Genomic DNA, 20,318 nt, shown 5'->3' with positions numbered 1-20,318 from the left:
CCCCTTGTTGGAGTCAGGATATCGGCACGCAGCCGTGCTGATACCAGATGGCGATGGAAAACGCAACGGACCTGTGCTGTTTTGCTGGCGGATGGAGAGCTGAAGGGATGTGAACGTGGACACCGGCGGACGCAAGCCAGGAGGAAGGCCGACCAGGGAGCAGGCTGCGGCCATCGATGCGCGCATCCTTGATGGCGCCAGGGCCGTCTTCTGTCGCAAAGGCGTCGCCAACAGCGGTTTGGAAGAGATTGCGGCCGAACTCGGTGTGTCCAAGCACACGCTTTATCGCCGTTACCCCAACAAAGCCGCCCTTCTTGAAGCCGTGGTCGGACGTGACGTCGGGCGGTTCCGCGATGCCCTGCTGTCTGCCGCCGCTGGCAAGGAGGGAGAGGGGGCGCTCGACGCGTTGCGCCGCGCCGCGTTCCGTTATGTCGAGATCGGGTCGTCGCGCGACTACGCCGCCTTCTATCTCTCCGTCAGCGCCGAGGCTGCGGTCTCGCCGGTTTTCCGGGAGCGGTTGGCATCCTGGTCACGCGATGCCCTGGAACCGCTGGTCGGGCTCGTTTCGACTGCGCAAGCGGCGGGTGAATTGCGACCCGGCGATCCGGGTTCGGTCTGCGGGATCCTGGTCGACCTGCTGGAGGGCGTCAACAACCGGCTGCGGCTCGGCGAAGACGCAGTGGTGGAGGTGCCGTCCCTCTTGCGGCTGTTCGAGGAGCGCTGGGCGGTCTTCACCACTGCCTTCGGAAACGGTTAGCCCCCCGTCAGCCGAGCGTCACCTCGGCACAAAGGCCGCCGGTGCGCCGGTTCCGCAGCGTCAGCGACCCGCCGATCGCCAGCGCCAGCTGGTGGGCGATGGCCAGCCCCAGTCCGGTTCCTCCGGAGTCACGGTTGCGGGACTGTTCGAGCCGGTAGAAGGGCTGGAGGACGGCGGTGAGCTGATGCTCGGGAATGCCGGGACCGGTGTCGCGGACGGCGATGCCGATCCGGCCGGTGCCGTCCCGGGTCACCGTGATCTCGGCCTCTCCGGCGAATTTCAGGGCATTGTCGATCAGGTTGGTCAGAATGCGGCGCAGCGCGTGCGGTCGGGTGGTCAGGACCGCGCCGGAGAGCCCGCGGACGGTCACTGGCTTGTCCATGTCCTGATAGTCGAAGGCGAGGCTTTCGACGAAGGATCCGACATCGATGCGGGCCGGCGTCTCGACATCGCCATGGGCGCTACGCGCATAGGCCACCCCTTCGCGCACCAGCCGTTCGATCTGCGACAAATCCCGGAGCAGCCGCTCCTTCTCCGGGCTGTCCTCCGCCATCTCGACCCGCAGCGTCATGCGGGTGATCGGCGTCTGCAGGTCGTGGGAGATGGCGGCGAGGATCCGCACGCGCTCCTCCAGGTAATGGGCGATCCTGTCCCGCATGGCGTTGAAGGCGGTCGCGGCATGGGCGACCTCGCTTGGGCCGTCCTCCTCCAGCCGCGCCGACTTCCCGCCGGGATCGAGCGTCTCGGCAGCCTTGGCGAAGCGCGCCAGCGGCCGGATCGCCTGCCGCACGGCAAGCCAGGTGCAGAGGACCAGCAACATGAGCTGGCCGGCCAGCAGGAGGGGGAGCCAGGCGGCGAGCGGTATGAGCGCCGGTGTCACATCGATTGTCACCGGCGAGCCGTCGCGAAGAGTGACATGGGCCTGGAGATGCGGGCGGTCGCCCGGAATGGTCTCGACCGCCACCGGGAAGCCGGGGCCGACACCGCCGTTGATGGCGCGGGCGATCTCCGCACCACGGCTGCCAAGGTCCGGCACACCCGGCAGGCCGGGGCCAAGTTCGTAACGATAGGTGCGCCGCTCCAGCACCGCCAGCCAGCGGCCGCGCTCCTCCGGCGGCAGGCGGTCGAGCAGGGCGACCGAGGTCGCCACATCCTGCTCCAGCGTGCCGAGCATCATCGCCTTGGCGGCACTGGTGCGCTCCAGGAGCAGCGCGCCGAAGGACAGTCCGTGCGCCAGAACAAGCCCGGTCAGGAGGATGAGGAACAGTCGCCAGCGCAAGGTGCGGGGCGGATGCAGGAAGCGGTGGAACCGGCGGATCGCGCCCTTCATGACCGTGCCCTCATGATCTCCACCGGCATCGCCAGGACGTAGCCTTCGTTGCGCACCGTCTTGATGTGGCTGGGCTCGCGCGCATCGTCGCGCAGCCGCTGCCGAAGCCGGCTGACCAGCAGGTCGATCGACCGCTCGAACAGTTCCGCTTCGCGCCCCTGCGTCAGGTTGAGGAGCTGGTCGCGCGACAGGACCCGTTGTGGGTGGTCGAGGAAGACGCGCAGCAGCCGGTATTCCGCGCCACTCAGTGCAACGGCCGTGCCGTCCTGGTCGAGCAGATGGCGGGCGACGGTGTCGAGTTGCCACGTGCCGAAGCTCAGCAACTGTCCGGCCTCGCTGATCTGGAGGTTGGGCGGCAGCATGCGCGCCCGGCGCAGGATCGCCTTGATGCGTGCCAGCAGCTCGCGTGCGGCGAACGGCTTCGCCAGATAATCATCGGCCCCCATCTCCAGGCCGAGGATCCGGTCCATCTCGTCGTTGCGCGCGGTCAGCATCAGAACTGGTGTCGTGGCATGCCGGCCGGCACGAAGCTCCCGGCACAGAACCAGCCCGTCATCCCCCGGCATCATGATGTCGAGCACGATGAGGTCCACCCGGTCGCGCTCCAGGAACGACCGCATCTGCCGTCCGTCCGCGGCGAGGGTCACGCGCAGGCCGTTCCTTTTCAAATATCCGGACACCAACTCCCGGATGTCGCGGTCGTCATCGACGATCAGGACGTGGTCGATGTGATCCATTCGGTCGAACCCCGCTGCTGTTCGGCGGTCCTAAGACGGGTGGGGTCCTGCCCGCGTCCGGCGGTTTGTGTCGGTCTGTATCCGCCCCGTCGGCTGATACCTACCGGTACAAAAATCCCCCCGCCGCATGCCGGCATCCGCATCGTTCCGTCTGGACAGACCGCCTTCCGTCAATGTATTTATCAAAATAATCATTATGACGCAAATTACATGAGGAGATACCTCCATGCTCCGGTGCAAGTTTCCGCCTGCCCTGTTCGGTCTGGCTTTGTCGCTGGCCGCTCCCTGGTCGCCGGCCGCCGCCGCCCCGGTGAAGTCCGTGGTCATCGTGCATGGCGCTTTCGCCGACGGCTCAGGCTGGCGCAAGGTGTCCGACATCCTGACCGCCAAGGGCTATGCCGTGTCGATCGTCCAGCAGCCGCTGACCTCGCTTGGCGACGATGTCGCGGCCACCCGCCGCGTCCTCTCCCTTCAGACGGGCCCGGCCGTCCTGGTCGGCCACAGCTATGGCGGTATGGTGATCAGCGAGGCCGGGAACGACAGCCATGTCGCGGCCCTGGTCTATGTCGCCGCTTTCGAACCCGACAAGGGCGAGAGCCTCGCCAAACTGGCCGAGAGCAAGCCGGTGTCGGGTGCTGAGCCGGGGGCCGTCAAGGCCACCGCCGACGGCTACCTCTATCTCGACCCGCCGGCTTTCGCCGGTGCCTTCGCCGCGGACCTTCCGGCGGCGGATGCGGCCTTCCTCGCCCATTCTCAGGTGTTCGCGGCGAAGGACGCCTTCACGGTGCCGGCCGGCGAACCGGCATGGAAATCCAAACCGAGTTGGGCGCTGGTGGCGACCGCCGACCGGTCGATCAACCCGGAGCTGGAACTGGAGATGGCCCGCCGGGCCGGCAGCCATGTCCGGTCGGTCGAGGCCAGCCACGCCGTCTACGCCGCCAAGCCCGAGGCCGTCGCCGCCCTGATCGTCGAGGCGGCCGAGGCGGTCTCGCAGTGATCTTCCAATGATCTTCGGGGCGGGCGCGAAGCCGCACCCGGCCCTCGAAAGGTTCAGTCATGATCCTCCTTCTCGTCTCCTTCCTGGCGGGCGCCCTGACCATCGTCAGCCCCTGCATCCTGCCGGTCGTGCCCTTCGTCTTTTCCCGGACGGGGCAGCCGCTGTTCCGCAGCGTCCTGCCGATGCTGTTCGGCATGGTGGTCAGCTTCGCCGGGGTCGCCACGCTGTCCGCCGTCGGTGGAGGTTGGGCGGTGGAGGCGAATGGCGCCGGGCGGGCCGCCGCCATCGCGCTGATGGCGGTGTTCGGATGGACGCTCCTGTCGCCCCGCGCCGCGGCGGTGCTCAGCCGACCGCTGGTCGCCGCCGGCAACCGGCTGTCCGGTCGGGCCGGTGTCGCCGGATCGCTTCTGCTGGGTGTCGCCACCGGTCTGCTGTGGACGCCATGCGCCGGGCCGATCCTCGGGCTGGTCCTGACCGGTGCTGCGCTTCATGGCGCCAGCCTGCAAACCACGCTGCTGCTGACGGCCTATGCGGCGGGTGCCGCGACATCCCTGACCTTCGCCCTTCTTGCCGGCGGCCGGCTGCTGGCGGCGATGAAGCGGTCGCTCGGTGTTGGGGAGCGTCTGCGCCAGGGACTCGGCATCGCCGTCCTTGCCGGTGTCGGCGTCATCGCCCTGGGGCTCGACACCGGGCTGCTGGCCCGCCTGTCCTATGCCGGCACAACGGGGGTCGAACAATTGCTGATCGACAGGTTTGCCCCTGCCGTTCCGTCTGCCACTGCCGCAACGTCGGGTGCGCCGGAGACGTCCGGGACGGGTCTGGTGCTCGCCGATGCCCGGCGGGTCTACCGCAGCAGCCTGCCGGTCGAGGGTGTTCTTCCCTCCCTGGACGGCGCGACGGACTGGCTGAACTCAAAGTCGCTCACCACGGAGGAGCTGCGCGGAAAGGTCGTGCTGATCGACTTCTGGACCTATTCCTGCATCAACTGCATCCGCACGCTGCCGTACCTGCGGGCATGGGCGGAGAAGTACCGGGACCAGGGGCTGGTGGTGGTCGGTGTCCATGCCCCGGAGTTCGCCTTCGAAAAGCGGATCGGGAACGTGCAGAAGGCGTTGCGGGATTTCGCCATCACCTACCCGGTGGCGATCGACAATGACTTCCGCATCTGGCGGGCGTTCGGCAACAGCTATTGGCCAGCCTTCTACATCGCCGACGCCACGGGACGGATCCGCCATCATCAGTTCGGCGAGGGCGGATACGAACAGACCGAACGGGTCATCCAGGATTTGTTGGCAGAGGCCGCCGGACGTCGGGACGAGGATGGGAGGCTCGTCAGCCCGGCGGGGCAGGGCGCGCAGGCACCCGCCGACCTCGACGACATTCGCTCTGGCGAAACCTATGTCGGCTATCGGCAGGCTGCGAACTTCGCATCGCCGGAACGGGACGGCATCGACCATCCGCAGGACTACACGGTCGGTGCGCTGCGGCTCAACCGCTGGGGGCTTTCCGGCAACTGGACGGTTGGGGCCGAGCAGGCCCGGCTGAACCGGGCGGGCGGGGCGATCGTCTACCGCTTCCGGGCGCGCGACCTGCACCTCATCCTCGGTCCGGCCCAGGACGGCAAGCCCGTGCGTTTCCAGGTCACCATCGACGGCATGGCGCCCGGGCCGGATCACGGAACGGATACGGATGCCGAGGGCTATGGCACCGTTTCGGAAACCAGGCTCTACCAACTGGTGCGGCAGGCGGGCGCGGTGCGGGAGCGGACGTTCGAGGTGCGTTTCCTCGATCCCGGCGTCGACGCCTACGCCTTCACCTTCGGTTGAGGAGAAGCCCGCATGGCCCCGGACCTCCGCATCCACTCTCTTTCACTTGCTGGCATCCCGGAGGTTGTCGCGCAATCGGGCGACCGCTCTCTGGAGGGCGCGGAACTCGTCGGGCGGAAGTCCGGAAGCCTTCACCGTCAACTCACCGAAGCCCAAGCCCTTCTCGCGAAGCTGGCGCCCCGCCTCGGTCAGAGAGACGCGTACGCTGCGTTCGTCCTCGTCGTCGCGCATCCGCGTGACATAGCCCATCGCCTCCAGCCGCTGGAGCATCGGCGTCATGGTGCTGGGCTCCAGGAACAGCTTTTCGCTGAGGCTCTTGACGGTCTGCCGATCCTCCTCCCACAGGGCGATGATGGTGATGTACTGGGGATAGGTGACGCCAAGCTGCTCCAGCACCGGCTTGTAGACCCGCGAATAGGCAAGGTTGGCCGAATAGATCGTGAAGCACATGAAATCCGCCAGCCTGGCGGTTTGCGACCTCCCGCCCGGTTCAGCGGCCGGCGTGTCGGAGGCGGGGGCGGCGGGAGTGCTGGAGGTCTTACGGCTCATGTCGTCACCGGGAGTTCGGTTGTCCTGATCACCATCGCCGCAACCGCCCGCCTTGGCGCCACGCCGATGTGATTACGATCATAATGATTATCATACATCCACTGTGGGAGACAGCACGATGCGTGTTCTTCTCGCGATGGCGGCGGCCATCGGGCTCGCTGCCGCCCCCTGCGCCTGGGACGATGACCCCCGCGAGGCTCCCTCCATCCTGGCGCTGCTCTCGCAGCCCCTCCCTTCCTCTGTCGCCCCCTTTTCGCACCAGCCTGTCGACGCATCGGCAGCGGTGAGCACGCCCCAACAGTGAGGACAAAGACATGAAGCTTTTCGAAGACCGGATTTCCTCCGCCGTCGCCCGTGTGCGGATCGCGCTGGCCCTGAAGGGGGTGGAGGTCGAAAGCGTCCCGATTTCCATCCTCGGTGCGCAGCCGCGCAGTCGGAGCGCCGATTACCTTGCGGTCAACCCGCAGGGTCTCGTGCCGGCGCTTCTGACCGACGACGGCGCGTTGATCACGCAATCGCTGGCGATTGTCGAGTATCTCGACGAGCGGTTTCCCGAACCGGCGCTGTTACCGGCTGATCCGGCCGAACGCGCCCTGGCGCGGTCGGTGGCCCTGTCCATCGCATCGGACATCCATCCCCTTTTGCCGCCCCGCGTGGCAAAGCGGTTGGGCACCATTCCGGGCGCCGATTCCCTGACCGTTGGGGACTGGAACCGCCACTGGATTCAGGAAGGATTGACTGCGATCGAAGCCCTGTTGTCCCGCCAGCCGGAGAGACGGTTCGCCGTTGGGGACGCTCCGTCGGTTGCGGACGTCGTCCTCTTCCCGCAAGCCGTCAATGCGGAGCGGGCGGGCCTTTCCCTTGCGCCATGGCCACGCATCGCCGCCGTCGTCGCGACCTTGCGCACCATGTCCGCATTTGCAGCCAACGCGCCGGTGCCTCGGTCGGCAGACGCTTCCACCAAGTGAAATTTCCGGACACAACCACCTAGCCTCGGCTGCGCACATGTGTGGCGGGATCGATGTCGGACCCGCTGATGCAACACAGCCATCATGTGTGTAACAAGTTGTCCGCCGGAACCGCCACCGTCGCTCAGAACTGGACAAGTTCATTGCACTGTGAGGTGTTGGACGGTTCCGGAGCCGTGGTCGGTGGAGGTAGCATGGACGGTCGTACGCGCGATCCGATTGCAGGGTTGAGCTGGGTCTTGCACCGCGGAGGACACCTGGTGCGCAGGCTGGCGGTCGTCTTGGTTCTGCTGGCCCCGGTCGCAGCAGCAGGTCGGGACCTGACGGGCACGGAATCGGGGACGATTATCGTCTTGACGTCGTTTCCTGCCGGCTTCTACGAGCCGGTACGGGAAGCCTTCGAGCGCGCTCATCCGGACCGGCATTTGCGCGTGATCAACACCAAAACCACCGCGGCGATCACCCGGCTGCAGGACCGCGAAGGCGAGGGCGTCGATGTTTTCTGGGCCTCTGCCCCGGATGCTTTTGAGGTTCTGAAGGCGGCGGGATTGCTGACCCCGATCGCATCCCGATGGACCGGCGCCCCGCCGACCATCGGCAACCAGCCGGTCGACGATCCTGACGGCACCTATCTCGGCTTCGCGCTGTCCGGTTACGGGCTGGTCTGGGATCAGTCCTACCTCGACCGGCACGGGATTGCCGCTCCTCGGGGATGGGAGGATCTGCGGCGTCCCGGATATGCCCGGCACCTGGGCATCACAGCGCCGTCGCGGTCGGGTACCATGCATCTGATGGTGGAGACGGTGCTGCAACTCCAGGGCTGGGAGCGCGGCTGGGCGACATGGCTTGAAATCGCAGGCAACCTCGCCACGGTGACGGCGCGCAGCTACGGCGTGGTGGAAGGGGTTGCAAAGGGCCGTTTCGGCATCGGGTTGGCCATCGATTTTCTGGGACAAGGGGTAGGCCAATCGGCGGAGCAGGGGCCGGAGGTGGAAGAAAAGCAGCCTGCTACAGGCGGCTTGCGGTTTGCCTATCCGGTCGACAGCGTTTTCCTCCCGGCCAGCGTCGCGATTCTGCGCGGTGCTCCCAATCCGGCGGGGGCGAATGTCTTCGTCGATTTCCTGCTGTCACAGGCCGGACAGGAACTGATGCTGCGTCCCGACATCGGACGGCTGCCGGTGCGTCCGGACAGCTATGCCAACGCACCCGCCGGCTACCCCAATCCCTATGCACGGGAAACCGGCGACGACCTCTTCCTCTTCGACCGGGGTCTGTCCAGCCGTCGCTACGAACTGGTCAACCTGCTGTTCGACGAGCTGATCACCTTCCGGGTGAAGACGCTCAACCGTGTCTGGCAATTGATCCATGAGGGCGAAACCCGCCTCGCCGCCACCCCCGATCCGGTGGCGCGCGACCTGCTTCGCGCCGCGCGAAAGGCCGCCACCGGGGTTCCGGTCAGCGCCGCCCAGGCTGCCGATCCGGCCTTTCCCGCCGCGCTGCGCCGTCCCGCCCGCGGCATGCCGGTTTCGGCACGGCAGGGAGAGCTGGAGGCGGAATGGCGAGCCTTTTCCAAGGACCAGCTGGAGGTGGCTCTGTCGGCGTCCGAACGGGCCCTGGTCATCCTGCGCGTGGCGGCCGGAGAGGGGGGATGGCCATGAGCGCCCAGGCGAGCGTCCAGACGGCCCCACCGCCCGCGATGGGTGGCAGGACGTGGCCGGTACGCTTCGGTATCCGGGTTCGCCTTTTTCTTGCCTTCGTCGCCGTCGCGGTCCTGTCGGTGGTGGCCTGCGCGCTCGGCTGGCTGTCCTATGACCGGCTGGGCGGCACGCTGGACGAGTTCGCGGAAAGCCACCTGCCTGCCCTGGGCCTGGCGGCCAAGCTGGCGGAGGAGGGCGGAGCCATCATCGCCACCGCGCCCGTCCTGGCCGGCAGCCGGACGGAGGGCGAGATGGACGCCATCCGCGAGGCGCTGGGCCGCCGTCTGGCCGCCCTGCATTCACTGACGGACGCCATCGAAGGTGGCGTTCCCGGCCTGCGTCCGGTGGTGGATGCGCTCAGCCGCAATCTGTCGGAGCTGGACGGCACGGTACGCCACCGCTTGGCGCTCGGCCGCCGCAACCAGGAGGCCATCGAGCGTCTGCGCTGGCTGCACGCTGATTTCCTCGACGAGATCGAACCCTTGGTGGCGGACGCGCGCTTCAACATCCAGAGCGCCTTGGCGTCGGTGGAAAGCGGGAAGCCTTCGGCGGATGCCGTCCGCGTCCTGCGGGAGGAGAACCGGCGGAGCGAGGCGGTGCTGCAGATCGGCGCCAACGGCAATCTTGCGGTCGGGCTGATCGCGCGGGCGGCGACGCTCGCCACGCCCGAGATGCTGGACGACAACGCCGGATTCCTCGAGGAGACCGCCGACCGGCTGCAACGCGATCTCACCGCGCTGGCCGACTGGCCCGACGGCGTGTCGCTGGGGCAGGTGGTGGGCCAACTCCTCGCCCTCGCCCGCGGGGCGGAGGGCAGCGTGCCGGCGTTGCGCCGCGAAGAGCTGGAGACCACCGCCCGTGGGCAGGAACTGCTCGCCCAGAACCGGGACATCGTGGCCCGGCTGAATGGCCTGATTGCCCGACAGGTCCAGGCGGTGGAGAGCGATTCCCGCGCCGCCGCCGGGCGCTCCGCCCAGGCCATCGCGTTCGGCCGCTCCGCCCTGCTGGCGAGCGCCGTGGTCAGCCTGCTGGTGGCTGTGCTGGTGGCGTGGCTCTACGTCAATCGCAATCTGATCTCCCGCCTGACCCGGCTGGGGGACGCCGCCCGCGCCATCGCCGCCGGGGACCTGAAGGCGGAGATCCCGTTGGGCGGCAACGACGAGTTGTCGGACATGGCGGCAGCGCTTCTGGTTTTCCGCGACACGGCCATCGCGGTGGAGGAGGCGAACGCCCAGGCGATGATCGACAACGCCCAGGCAGGTCTGGCGATCACCGACGGGGATGGCGTGATCGAGTTCGTCAACCCGCTCGCCGCCGCCCTGATCGCCCCGCCGTCCGACGGTCATGCGGAGCAGGGCGGAGGGACGCCCCGCCTTGCCGACCGGCTTGACGCCGAGGGCGCCGCCCGCGTCACGGCGTTCTTCGCCCAGGCATCCGCCGGTCCCGAGGAAGGCGCCGCGCCGGCCCTGTCGATTCTGTCCACCGGGCGTCGTCCGGACGGCGGGGCCGTGCCGGTGCAGGTCGGCGTCCGTCCCTTCTGGCGCCGCCAGCAGCAGCGTTTCATCGTCACGCTGACCGACATGACCGAGCGGGTGGAGGCCCAGCACATCCTGGAACGCACGGTCCAGGAGCGCACCGCGGACCTCCGGGCCACCAACGACCGGCTCGAACGGGCCATCGCCGAGCACCGGCGCACCGAGCGCGAGCTGCGCGAGGCGCAGGCGGAACTGGTCCAGGCCGGAAAGCTGGCGGCACTCGGCCAGCTTGCCGCCGGCGTCGGGCATGAGCTGAACCAGCCGCTCGCCGCCATCCGTTCCTACGCCCACAACGGCCGCAAGCTGATCGAGCTTGGCCGGACGGAGGAGGCCGGCGGCAATCTGGGCAAGATCGCCGACCTGACGTCCCGCATGGCGAACATCACCAACCACCTGAAGCGCTTCGCCCGGCGCCCCGATACCCGGCTGGGCGCGGTTGAACTGGGGCCGGTGATCCAGGGGGCGCTGTCGCTGTTCGGCGACCGTCTGCGCGAAGAGGCGGTTGGCGTCGCGGTGGAACTGCCGGATGCTGGCGCCCCCTTGCGGGTCCGTGCCGAGGAGGTGCGGCTGGAGCAGGTCCTGGTCAACCTGCTGAGCAACGCGCTGGACGCCGTGGCCGCTGCCCCGGTCCGCCGCATCCTGATCCGGGCGGGGGCTTCGGGCGGTGCGCAAACCGGGGAACCCGACACCGTCCGTATTGAGGTGCGCGACAGCGGTCCCGGGATCGCTGCCGAGCTGGCCGGGCAGATCTTCGATCCGTTCTTCACGACCAAGCCGATGGGAACGGGGCTGGGTCTGGGGCTGTCGATCTCGTACAACATCGTCCGCGACTTCGGCGGCGTGCTGTCGGTGGCCGAGAGCGGCCCCGGCGGAACCGCCTTCGTCCTCACCCTGATCCGTGCGTGAAAGCCCCGCCATGACCGTCCTGTTGATCGATGACGATCCGGAAGTGCTCGATTCCAGCCGCCAGACATTGGAGTTGGAGGGGCTGGCCGTCCTGGCGGTGACCGAGGCCGAGGCGGCTTTGGCACGGCTCGGAGCATCCTGGCCGGGAATCGTGGTGACCGACGTGCGGATGCCGGGCATGGACGGCTTCGCCCTGCTGGACCGGATCCGGACGGTGGATCCGGAGGTTCCGGTCGTGCTGATCACCGGGCACGGCGACATCGCCATGGCGATCCGTGCGGTCCGCGAGGGCGCTTACGATTTCATCGAGAAGCCCGCCGAGCCTGGGCATCTGGTCGAGGTGGTGAGGCGCGCCCTGGACCACCGCGCGCTGGTTCTGGAGAACCGGCGCCTGCGCGCCCAACTCGCCGACGGCGGCCTGGAGGGGCGCATCATCGGCCGCTCGCCGGCCATCGAGCGCCTGCGCGCCGCCGTGGCCAACCTCGCCGACGCGGAAGTCGATGTTCTGCTGTTCGGCGAGACCGGCACCGGCAAGGAGCTGGTCGCCCGCAGCCTGCACGAGGCCGGGCGGCGACGGACCGGCAATTTCGTGGCGCTGAACTGCGGCGCCATGCCCGATTCCATCATCGAGAGCGAGCTGTTCGGCCACGAGCCGGGCGCCTTCACCGGCGCGCAAGGACGGCGGATCGGCAAGCTGGAGTTCGCGGCCGGCGGCACCCTGTTCCTCGACGAGATCGAGAGCATGCCGATGCATCTCCAGGTCAAGCTGCTCCGCGTCCTGCAGGAACGGGCGATCGAGCGCATCGGCGCCAACCGGACGATCCCGCTCGACCTGCGGGTGATCGCCGCCACCAAGGTGGATCTGTTGAAGCTGTCGGCTGAAGGCAGGTTCCGCGAGGATCTCTATTACCGGCTGAACGTCGTCACCGTCCCGTTGCCCCCCTTGCGGGAAAGGCGGGAAGACGTGCCTCTGCTGTTCCGCCATTTCCTCGATGCCGCCGCGACCCGGTCGCGCCGGACGGCGCCGCCGCTCGACGCAGCCACGCTCGGTCGCCTCGCCGCCCACGCCTGGCCGGGCAACGTCCGTGAGCTGCGCAATGTCGCCGAACGGGTGGCGCTGGGATTGGGCGACGGCCTCACGCCAGCCTCTTCCGCCCTGCTGGCGGCCGGAACGGCGGAGATCGAGCCGCTGGCCGACCAGATCGACCGCATCGAGAAGCAGTTGATCGAGGACGCGCTTGCCCGCTGCGGCGGACGGGTCGGCGAAACGGCGGAGCGGCTGGCGATCACCCGCAAGACTCTGTATCTGAAGATGCGCCACCACGGCCTGAGCCGGGAAGATTTCACGGAGGAGTGAGCGGAGCGGCCCCCGCCATGTTCCCGGTGCATGTTCCCGGCATTACCCAGCCGCACCGGCGGATGTTCCCATCCTGACCCACCGGTGTCGGGCGAAGCCAGACCGCACAAGACCTGACCTTTTGGCACGCGGATTGCTGAACCTCCAAGCATAAAACTTCACGGGAGGAACAACACCGATGCTTCGCACCACGCTCGCCAGGCGCACCCTTGGCAATGCAGCCGCCGCCCTGGCCGTTCTGCTGCTGTCCGGCACCGCCGCCTTCGCCCAGGAAGCCAGCGGCAAGCTGGTCATCGTCACCTCGTTTCCCAAGGACCTGACGACCGCTTACCAGCAGGCCTTCCAGAAGGCCTATCCGAAGGTCACGGTCGAGATCCTGAACCGCAACACCAATGCCGGCGTGAAGTATCTCCAGGAAACCGCGTCGAACAACGGCGTCGACCTGTTCTGGGCGTCGGCTCCCGATGCGTTCGAGGTGCTGAAGTCCGCCCAGCTCCTGCAGCCCTACAAGCCCAAGGTGGAGGGCATTCCGGAGAAGGTCGGCGCCTATCCGGTCAACGATCCCGAGGGGATGTATGCCGGCTTCGCCGCGTCCGGCTACGGCATCATGTGGAACACCCGCTACATGAAGGCCAACGATCTGCCGGTTCCCAAGGAATGGGCCGATCTGACCAAGCCGGCCTATTACGACCATGTCGCGATCTCCGCCCCGTCGCGCTCCGGCACGACGCACCTGACCATCGAGACCATCCTTCAGGGCGAAGGCTGGGAGAAGGGCTGGCGTACCAACAAGGAGATGGCCGGCAACTACCGCACCATCACCGAACGCAGCTTCGGCGTGCCGGACGGCGTCAATTCCGGAGCCTTCGGAGTCGGCATCGTCATCGACTTCTTCGCGCTGTCCTCCCAGGCATCGGGCTTCCCGGTGGAGTTCGCCTATCCGACCGTCACCACCATCGTGCCGGCGAACATCGGCGTGGTGAAGAACGCCCCCAACAAGGCGGCGGCCGAAACCTTCGTCGATTTCCTGCTGTCGCCGAAGGGCCAGGAAGTTCTGCTGGAGCCGGCGATCCGCCGCCTGCCGGTCAATCCCGCGACCTACGAGAAGGCGCCCGCCGGCTACCCCAATCCGTTCAAGGACAAGTCTCTGGGCGCCCAGGTGAATTTCGACGTCAACGTCTCGCAGGCCCGCTACAATGTGGTGGATGCGCTGTTCGACCAGCTCATCACCTTCCAGCTCGACGACCTCAAGGCGGCGACCAAGGCAATCCAGCAGGGCGAGGCGGCGCTGGCCAAGAAGCCCAATGACAAGGCCAAGGCGCTGCTGGCCGAAGCGCGTGACCTCGTAGCCGCCATGCCGGTGACGGCGGAGCAGGCCGCCGATCCGCAGTTGGCCGGCGCCTTCACGGTGGAGCGCAAGTCGGCCAAGGACGCGGTGCCGGAACGCCAGGCGCAGATCGAGCAGAAGTGGGCCGCCTTCGCCAAGGAAAACTACGCTGCCGCCCGCAAGAAGGCCGACGAGGCGATGGCTTTGGTGCGCTGACGCGCCGTCGCGTTGCGCACGGGGGCGCGTCGGTTGCGCCCCTTTTCTTCTCCCCAGCTCAAGGGGCCTTTTTCCATGACGTCACTTGCGCTCACGCGCGACCGCATCGCGCGCGTGCGGCCGGGGCCGGCGCTGGCCGCGCTGCTGATCGCTGCCTTCCTGCTGCTGTTTCTGGTCGTTCCGGTGGTCCAGGTCATCTTCGTCGCTTTCCAGGACAAGACGACGGGGGCCTTCACCCTGGTCAATTTCGCCGACTTCTTCCGCAACGACCTGTTCATGCGGTCGTTCGGCAACTCCGTCTACGTCTCGGCAATGTCGGTGGTGGTGGCGAGCCTGCTGGCACTGCCGCTCGCCTATCTGACCACGCGGTTCGAATTCCGCGGCGCCGTGCTGATCCAGAGCCTGGGCATCATCCCGCTGATCATGCCGCCCTTCATCGGCGCCGTCGCCATGCAGCTGCTGTTCGGGCGCAACGGCACGGTCAACCTGCTGCTGCGCGACCATTTCGGCTTTTCGATCCCCTTCATGGAGGGGCTGAACGGCGTCATCTTCGTCCAGAGCATCCACTATTTCCCCTTCATCCTCATCAACCTGTCGGCCAGCCTGAAGATCATCGACCGGGCGATGGAGGAATCGGCGCAGAATCTCGGCTGCCACGGCTTCCGCCTGTTCCGCCGCATCGTCTTCCCGCTGGCGATGCCGGGCTATGTCGCCGGCGCCTCGCTGGTCTTCATCAAGGTGTTCGACGATCTCGGCACGCCTTTGCTGCTGAACGTCAACGACATGCTGGCGCCGCAGGCCTATCTGCGCATCTCCTCGATCGGCATCGCCGACCCGATGGGCTATGTCATCTCCGTCGTGCTGATCGCCTGCTCGCTGCTGGCGCTCTGGGTATCGGCGCTGGCGATGCGCGGCAAGGATTATGCCACGGTGCAGCGCGGCGGTGGCGGTCTGGCCAAGCGGCGCCTGAAGCCGCTGGAACTGGTGGCGGCCTATGGCATCGTGCTGCTGATCCTGGTGCTGGTTCTGGCGCCGCATATCGGGCTGGGGCTGCTGTCCTTCGCGACCATCTGGTCCTTCAGCCCGCTGCCCGACGCCTTCACGCTGAAGCACTATCACACCGTCTTCACCGAGAGCGGACAGTACATCACCAACACGCTGCTCTACGCCTCGCTGGCGGCGCTGCTCGACGTGGCGATCGGCACCGCCATCGCCTATCTGGTCCTGCGCACCAAGCTGCCGGGGCGGCAATGGCTGGATTACGTCGCGATGGCCGCGCTGGCGGTGCCGGGCGTGGTGCTGGGCATTGGCTATCTGCGCAGCTTCTACGGTGTGCCGATGCCCTTCTCCGGCCAGCCGCTGTCGAACTTCTGGCTGATCTTGGTCTTCGCGCTGGCGATCCGCCGGCTGCCCTATGCACTGCGCGCCTGCACCGCGGCCCTGCAGCAGGTCAGCTCGTCGCTGGAGGAAGCGGCGGAGAATCTCGGCGCCACCAAGCTGCGCACGGTCGGGCGAATCGTCGTGCCGCTGATGTCGGGCGGCATCCTCGCCGGCTTCGTCACCAGCTTCGCAACGGCGGCAGTCGAGCTGTCGGCGACCATCATGCTGGTCCATTCGCAAAGCGACGCGCCGCTGGCATACGGCCTCTACGTCTACATGCAGTCGGCGGCCGGGCGTGGTCCGGGTGCGGCGCTGGGCATCTTCGCCGTCATCATCGTCGGTCTGGGCACCTACCTGTCCCATGTCGTGATCGAGCGCGGTCGCCGTGAACGCGGCCAGGACCATTAACGATCAAGACCACTGACAGAGCCCCCGAAGGGAACCCCATCATGAACCACCAGTTTTCTCCGGCCGCGCTCGTCCCCCGGATCGAGAGCGTCGGCGTCGACATTGAGGGCGTCAACCTGTCCTACGGCAGCAACCATGTTCTGAAGGACGTGAATCTCGCCATCAGGCCGGGCGAGTTCTTCGCCTTCCTCGGCCCGTCCGGCTGCGGCAAGACCACGCTCCTGCGGCTGATCGCCGGCTTCAACACCGCACAGGATGGGGAGGTCCGCATCGGTGGCCGCGACATCTCCACCCTGCCGCCGCACCGCCGGGACGTCGGCATGGTGTTCCAGAGCTACGCCCTCTGGCCGCACATGACCGTGCGCCGCAATGTCGCCTTCGGGCTGGAGGAGCGCCGCGTGCCCCGCGCCGAGATCGAGCGGCGGGTGGATGCCGCTCTCGATCTGGTCGGGCTGAAGCATCTGGCCGACCGCCGGCCATCGCAGCTGTCGGGCGGCCAGCAGCAGCGCGTGGCGCTCGCTCGCACCGTGGTGATCGAGCCGAAGATCCTGCTGCTCGACGAGCCGCTGTCGAATCTCGATGCCAAGCTGCGCGTGCAGATGCGCCAGGAGCTGCTGAGCCTCCAGCGCAAGCTCGGCCTGACCACCATTTTCGTCACCCACGACCAGGAGGAGGCCAACACCATCTGCGACCGCATCGCGGTGATGGACGACGGCAAGGTGCAGCAGGTCGGCACCCCGCAGGACCTCTACGACCATCCGGCCAACCTGTTCGTCGCCGGATTCCTCGGCACTGCCAATGTGCTCGACGGCACGGTGCAGGGCCGCGACGGCGGCACCGTCTTCGTCGCCGACGGCGTCACGCCGGTGGCGCTGCCGCCGTCGGTGGCGCCGGGGGCAGCAGGCAAGCTGATGTTCCGTCCGCAGAACCTGATCATCCGTCAGAATGGCCGCCAGGACGGCGCCCCCCCGGCCTTCGGCCACGCCCGACTGACCGGCAACATTCGGCACCGGGAATTCCTGGGCGCCTCGATCCGTTACGCGGTTGACGTCGGTGGACAGCTGGTGCAGGTGGACGCGCCGCATCAGACGGGCGATGCTCTGCTCGCCCCGGATGCCCCGATCATTCTCGACCTTGCGGCCGACAAGGCCCGCTTCCTCAGCCGATAAGGTGCCGCCACCGTGACCGATCCCATCGCCGACAGCCTCATCCGTCGCCCCATCCGCGCCGTCGCCTTCGACCTGGACGGCACGCTGGTGGACAGCGCGGCCGACCTCATGCATGCCTCCAACGCCCTGCTCGGCGAACTGGGACGACCGCCGGTCGATCTGCCGGCGGTGCGTTCCTTCATCGGCGATGGAGCGCCCAAGCTGGTGGAGCGCGTGCTGGCCGCCACCGGCGGGGTCCCGACCCCGGAGGAAGCGGCCCGCTGCCTCCAGCGGTTTCTGTCCATCTACGAGGCCGACCCCAGCGCCCACAGTGCACTTTATCCAGGCGTCGCCGAAACGCTGGAGGCCCTGGCGACAGCAGGCTTGCGGCTCGGCGTCTGCACCAACAAGCCGATGGGGGCGACGGTGCGGCTTCTGGATGATCTGGGCATCGCCGGCGTCTTCGCGGCGGTGGTCGGCGGCGACAGCTACCCGACCCGCAAACCCTCGCCCGAGCCGGTCCTGGGTCTGCTGGATCGGCTGGAGGTGCGGCCGGACGAGGCGGCCTTCGTCGGCGACAATGAGCACGACGTGGCCGCCGCCCGCGCAGCGAAGGTCGCGCGGGTGCTTGTGGTGCCCTATGGCTACGCCCGGGTGCCGCTCGATGGCCTGCCGCACGACGGCATTCTCGACGGGTTCGCCGATCTGCCGCGACGGCTGTCATGTTGAGTGCCGTCATCTTCTGCCGCCATGGCGAGACCGAGAGCAATATCGGCGGCTGGCTCGCCGGGTCGCGGGACGTGTCGCTGACCGAACGGGGCCGGGCGCAGGCGCGGGATGCCGCCGCGGCCCTGCTCGCCGAAGGGTGTGCTGTGCCGGTCGTCTACAGCAGCCCGCAACGCCGGGCGCTGGAGACGGCGGCTATCCTGGCTGATGCCCTGAATGCTCCTGTCATGCCTGTACCCGGGTTGGAGGAACGGCGTTGGGGCGATCTCGAGGGTGGCGCCATTCCCGCCGATCTGTTGCGGGAGCAGGTGCCGAACGGAGAAAGCCTGACCGGCTTTCACGCCCGCGTCACCGCGGCACTCGACGGCCTGCCGGTGCCGGCGGACGGCCGTCCGCCGCTGATCGTCGCGCATGCCGGCACATGGCCGGTGCTCTGCCGATGGATGGGCCGGCACTCCAAGATGCTGTGGCCGCCGAATGCGTCCCCCGTCCATCTGACGCGGCAGACGGGAATGGTTGGAGTGGACATGCCCGGCGAAAGCGGTGGGGCTCCATCCATGGGCTGAGAATGAACGGGCCGGCCTGTCGGAGACGCTCGGCTTGCAGGACAGAGTGACGGGGTGCGTACGCAGAGCCCTTCCAAGATCAATTGGCTTGGTCGATAACCCCGCTCAGGTGGATGGCGAGTTCGACCGAGAAGCGTCGTTCCGGGCTTTCGACGTCGATGCCGAACAGCTCGGCGATGCGCGTCAAACGATAGCGCAGAGTGGTGACGTGCACGCCAAGCTGGTCCGAACAGGCCTTGGTCCGGCATCCGGTCTTCAGATAAGCGGAAAGCGTCTCCAGGTAGGGCGTTCCATGCCGGCGGTCGTACTCGACAAGAGCGCCGATGCTGTCGGCGACATAGCCGCGTACCTCGTGGGTGTTCGCCGCCGCCAGCAGCATCGGTAGCGGGCCGAACTGCCGGGCATCCAGCACGCCGGGGCGACCGAACTCCTCGGCGATCCGGATCATCCGCCACGAGCGCTCCCATGCCTCTGCATAATCCGGCGGAGCCGTGCAGCGGCTCGTCAGCACGATGAATGGCTCGGCGTGCAGGATGTTGGCGACGGATCGCGCAATCTGTGCCATCAGCCGCTTGACCGGTCCCTGGCTGCGCTCGTCGACGGCAGGAATGAGGCAGACCAGTCCGGCCGGAACGGTGACGAGCGTTCCGGTAACCCCGCTCGGCGCCAACAGCCGCTGGACCGGAAGGTGGAGGTCGGCCGCGGCGCTCACCGCCCGCGGACTGCGGCCGGGCAGTCCGACCACGATCATCTGGGTCGGCAGGTCGAGGTTGAGGCCGAGCCGGAGCGCGCGCTCCCCGATGTCGCGATGATCGCGCCAGCGCCGTTCCACCAGTTCCAGGAACAGATCGGTGAGCGTGCGGTTCTCGTAGCGAAAGCGGATGACGTTGCGCAGCATCTGGATGCTGAGAGCATGCTTGATGCCGTCGAGGAGGAGCTGATCGGACTGGCCGTAGGGCTGCGGCCCCGGAAAGATCATCAGCGCGCCGACCACCTCGCCGTCGGCGGTCAGCGGGTCGATGCGCGGGGCCGTGCGGATGCGCTTGCCGCCGACCTCCCAGAACAGGGTCGCTTCGCCGGCGGCGGGATGGTCGATCGCATCGCGCGCCGCCTTCATGATCGAGGGACCGAGGCTGGTCGCGACCGCCGCCTGCCAGTCGGCATCGCCGATGTCGCTGCCACAAGGCGCCCTATCGGCGGTGACGAGGTTGGCCGTGAAGTCGACGATGACGATCGAGTAGGGCAGCAGGTCGCGGAAGAGCGGCAGGAGAGTGGCCATCGCCCCATCTTCCAGCGCCTGCCGCAGAAGCGACGTATTCACTTCCAGCGCCCGTTGCAAACGTTCGGCGGCAAGGGACTCCGCCCGCAACCGGTGCTGGCGTTCCACCGCGATCTCGCCGAGCTGGACAATCATGCCGATGAAGGTCAGATCTTCCTCGCTCACCTCGACAATGCTGCGGGAGACGACGCTCAGCACCAGCGGCCGGCCGCTGTCGTCGGTGCAGTTCATCGGTACGACCAGCACACTGTGATAGTCGCGCTCGAACGCCTCCCGGCGGTAGCCGGGAAATTCCTCCGACACCCGGGCGTCGGGGATGAAGACCGGCTCGTTCCGCCGCAGGGCGACCAGCGATGGGCTGGTCGCAAGCTCCCAGCGGTCGGGCAGGGGGCGCTGGATCAGCGTCGGGTCGTGACGGACGACGACCAGGGCATAGCCATGCTCGACGTCCACCGCCATGATCGACCCCATCGACCAGTTGGCATGTCGGCAGGCGGCCAGGACCAGGCGCTGAAGCACCGTCGCCAGATCGCCGCCTGAATTGATCAGGCTTGCCACCACGCGCAACGACTGGATGCGCGATGTCTCGACCACGTTTCCTCCGCTGAA

The 20,318-nt window shown here is 67.7% G+C and carries 16 protein-coding genes; 12 read left to right on the top strand and 4 right to left on the bottom strand.

All coding sequences use genetic code 11. The annotated features are described in order from the left end of the window. Nucleotides 1–109 precede the first annotated feature (109 nt). Nucleotides 110–757 (top strand): TetR/AcrR family transcriptional regulator, encoded by a 648-nt coding sequence (locus TSH20_RS24200; protein ID WP_199231871.1) that lies wholly within the window; start codon nucleotides 110–112, stop codon nucleotides 755–757. Between the two features lie 7 nt (nucleotides 758–764). Here the strand turns inward: TSH20_RS24200 and TSH20_RS24195 are convergent, their stop codons facing one another. Continuing rightward, on the bottom strand, nucleotides 765–2,087 hold the full coding sequence (locus TSH20_RS24195) for a HAMP domain-containing sensor histidine kinase (protein WP_109155727.1): 1,323 nt from the start codon (nucleotides 2,085–2,087) through the stop codon (nucleotides 765–767). Beyond that, entirely contained in the window at nucleotides 2,084–2,824 is a 741-nt protein-coding gene (locus tag TSH20_RS24190; protein ID WP_109155728.1) for a response regulator, read from the bottom strand. Before TSH20_RS24190 ends, TSH20_RS24195 begins: the two co-directional genes overlap by 4 nt. A 226-nt stretch (nucleotides 2,825–3,050) precedes the next feature. Between TSH20_RS24190 and TSH20_RS24185 the strand changes: the two genes are divergently transcribed. Both TSH20_RS24185 and TSH20_RS24180 read left to right on the top strand, forming a co-directional pair. Continuing rightward, nucleotides 3,051–3,821: an alpha/beta hydrolase gene (locus TSH20_RS24185; RefSeq protein ID WP_109155729.1), complete on the top strand. Its 771-nt coding sequence runs from the start codon at nucleotides 3,051–3,053 to the stop codon at nucleotides 3,819–3,821. A 59-nt stretch (nucleotides 3,822–3,880) separates the two neighbouring features. Further along, nucleotides 3,881–5,647 carry a cytochrome c biogenesis protein DipZ gene (locus TSH20_RS24180; RefSeq protein ID WP_109155730.1) on the top strand — a complete coding sequence of 589 codons (1,767 nt, stop codon included), beginning with the start codon at nucleotides 3,881–3,883 and terminating at the stop codon, nucleotides 5,645–5,647. Nucleotides 5,648–5,689: 42 nt separating this feature from the next. Here the strand turns inward: TSH20_RS24180 and TSH20_RS24175 are convergent, their stop codons facing one another. Continuing rightward, nucleotides 5,690–6,196, bottom strand: a complete 507-nt coding sequence (locus tag TSH20_RS24175; protein ID WP_109155731.1) for a MarR family transcriptional regulator — start codon at nucleotides 6,194–6,196, stop codon at nucleotides 5,690–5,692. Nucleotides 6,197–6,510: 314 nt separating this feature from the next. On the opposite strand from TSH20_RS24175, the gene maiA reads away from it, so the two are divergent. From maiA to TSH20_RS24125, 9 genes are all read left to right on the top strand, one after another. Then, a complete protein-coding gene (maiA, locus tag TSH20_RS24165; RefSeq protein ID WP_109155733.1) occupies nucleotides 6,511–7,164 on the top strand; it encodes a maleylacetoacetate isomerase in 654 nt (217 codons plus the stop codon). 53 nt (nucleotides 7,165–7,217) lie between these two features. Beyond that, a complete protein-coding gene (locus tag TSH20_RS24160; RefSeq protein WP_247871134.1) occupies nucleotides 7,218–8,822 on the top strand; it encodes an extracellular solute-binding protein in 1,605 nt (534 codons plus the stop codon). Then, nucleotides 8,813–11,302 carry an ATP-binding protein gene (locus TSH20_RS24155; RefSeq protein WP_247871135.1) on the top strand — a complete coding sequence of 830 codons (2,490 nt, stop codon included), beginning with the start codon at nucleotides 8,813–8,815 and terminating at the stop codon, nucleotides 11,300–11,302. Before TSH20_RS24160 ends, TSH20_RS24155 begins: the two co-directional genes overlap by 10 nt. 10 nt (nucleotides 11,303–11,312) lie before the next feature. Beyond that, nucleotides 11,313–12,659 (top strand): sigma-54 dependent transcriptional regulator, encoded by a 1,347-nt coding sequence (locus TSH20_RS24150; protein ID WP_109155735.1) that lies wholly within the window; start codon nucleotides 11,313–11,315, stop codon nucleotides 12,657–12,659. A 178-nt stretch (nucleotides 12,660–12,837) separates the two neighbouring features. Continuing rightward, nucleotides 12,838–14,202, top strand: coding sequence for an extracellular solute-binding protein (locus TSH20_RS24145; RefSeq protein ID WP_109155736.1), 1,365 nt, complete (start codon nucleotides 12,838–12,840; stop codon nucleotides 14,200–14,202). 75 nt (nucleotides 14,203–14,277) lie between these two features. Further along, on the top strand, nucleotides 14,278–15,990 hold the full coding sequence (locus tag TSH20_RS24140) for an iron ABC transporter permease (protein WP_109155737.1): 1,713 nt from the start codon (nucleotides 14,278–14,280) through the stop codon (nucleotides 15,988–15,990). Between the two features lie 41 nt (nucleotides 15,991–16,031). Then, a complete protein-coding gene (locus tag TSH20_RS24135) occupies nucleotides 16,032–17,159 on the top strand; it encodes an ABC transporter ATP-binding protein (RefSeq protein ID WP_109155738.1) in 1,128 nt (375 codons plus the stop codon). 12 nt (nucleotides 17,160–17,171) lie between these two features. Further along, nucleotides 17,172–17,867, top strand: coding sequence for a phosphoglycolate phosphatase (gph, locus tag TSH20_RS24130; RefSeq protein ID WP_247871136.1), 696 nt, complete (start codon nucleotides 17,172–17,174; stop codon nucleotides 17,865–17,867). After that, complete coding sequence (locus TSH20_RS24125; RefSeq protein ID WP_109155739.1) at nucleotides 17,861–18,430, top strand: histidine phosphatase family protein; 570 nt, start codon at nucleotides 17,861–17,863, stop codon at nucleotides 18,428–18,430. Before gph ends, TSH20_RS24125 begins: the two co-directional genes overlap by 7 nt. Before the next feature lie 79 nt (nucleotides 18,431–18,509). Here the strand turns inward: TSH20_RS24125 and TSH20_RS24120 are convergent, their stop codons facing one another. Then, nucleotides 18,510–20,303: a helix-turn-helix domain-containing protein gene (locus TSH20_RS24120; protein ID WP_109155740.1), complete on the bottom strand. Its 1,794-nt coding sequence runs from the start codon at nucleotides 20,301–20,303 to the stop codon at nucleotides 18,510–18,512. Nucleotides 20,304–20,318 lie beyond the last annotated feature (15 nt).

Source organism: Azospirillum sp. TSH20, from assembly GCF_003115935.1.
In the GTDB taxonomy this organism is placed as follows: domain Bacteria; phylum Pseudomonadota; class Alphaproteobacteria; order Azospirillales; family Azospirillaceae; genus Azospirillum.
This window is presented reverse-complemented; position numbering and strand designations above follow the sequence as displayed.

Coding starts and splice junctions, on each gene's coding strand:
- TSH20_RS24195 (WP_109155727.1), bottom strand. CDS start 2,087: ATGAAGGGCGCGATCCGCCGGTTCCACCGCTTCCTGCATCCGCCCCGC.
- TSH20_RS24190 (WP_109155728.1), bottom strand. CDS start 2,824: ATGGATCACATCGACCACGTCCTGATCGTCGATGACGACCGCGACATC.
- TSH20_RS24185 (WP_109155729.1), top strand. CDS start 3,051: ATGCTCCGGTGCAAGTTTCCGCCTGCCCTGTTCGGTCTGGCTTTGTCG.
- TSH20_RS24180 (WP_109155730.1), top strand. CDS start 3,881: ATGATCCTCCTTCTCGTCTCCTTCCTGGCGGGCGCCCTGACCATCGTC.
- TSH20_RS24175 (WP_109155731.1), bottom strand. CDS start 6,196: ATGAGCCGTAAGACCTCCAGCACTCCCGCCGCCCCCGCCTCCGACACG.
- maiA (WP_109155733.1), top strand. CDS start 6,511: ATGAAGCTTTTCGAAGACCGGATTTCCTCCGCCGTCGCCCGTGTGCGG.
- TSH20_RS24160 (WP_247871134.1), top strand. CDS start 7,218: ATGTCGGACCCGCTGATGCAACACAGCCATCATGTGTGTAACAAGTTG.
- TSH20_RS24155 (WP_247871135.1), top strand. CDS start 8,813: ATGGCCATGAGCGCCCAGGCGAGCGTCCAGACGGCCCCACCGCCCGCG.
- TSH20_RS24150 (WP_109155735.1), top strand. CDS start 11,313: ATGACCGTCCTGTTGATCGATGACGATCCGGAAGTGCTCGATTCCAGC.
- TSH20_RS24145 (WP_109155736.1), top strand. CDS start 12,838: ATGCTTCGCACCACGCTCGCCAGGCGCACCCTTGGCAATGCAGCCGCC.
- TSH20_RS24140 (WP_109155737.1), top strand. CDS start 14,278: ATGACGTCACTTGCGCTCACGCGCGACCGCATCGCGCGCGTGCGGCCG.
- TSH20_RS24135 (WP_109155738.1), top strand. CDS start 16,032: ATGAACCACCAGTTTTCTCCGGCCGCGCTCGTCCCCCGGATCGAGAGC.
- TSH20_RS24125 (WP_109155739.1), top strand. CDS start 17,861: ATGTTGAGTGCCGTCATCTTCTGCCGCCATGGCGAGACCGAGAGCAAT.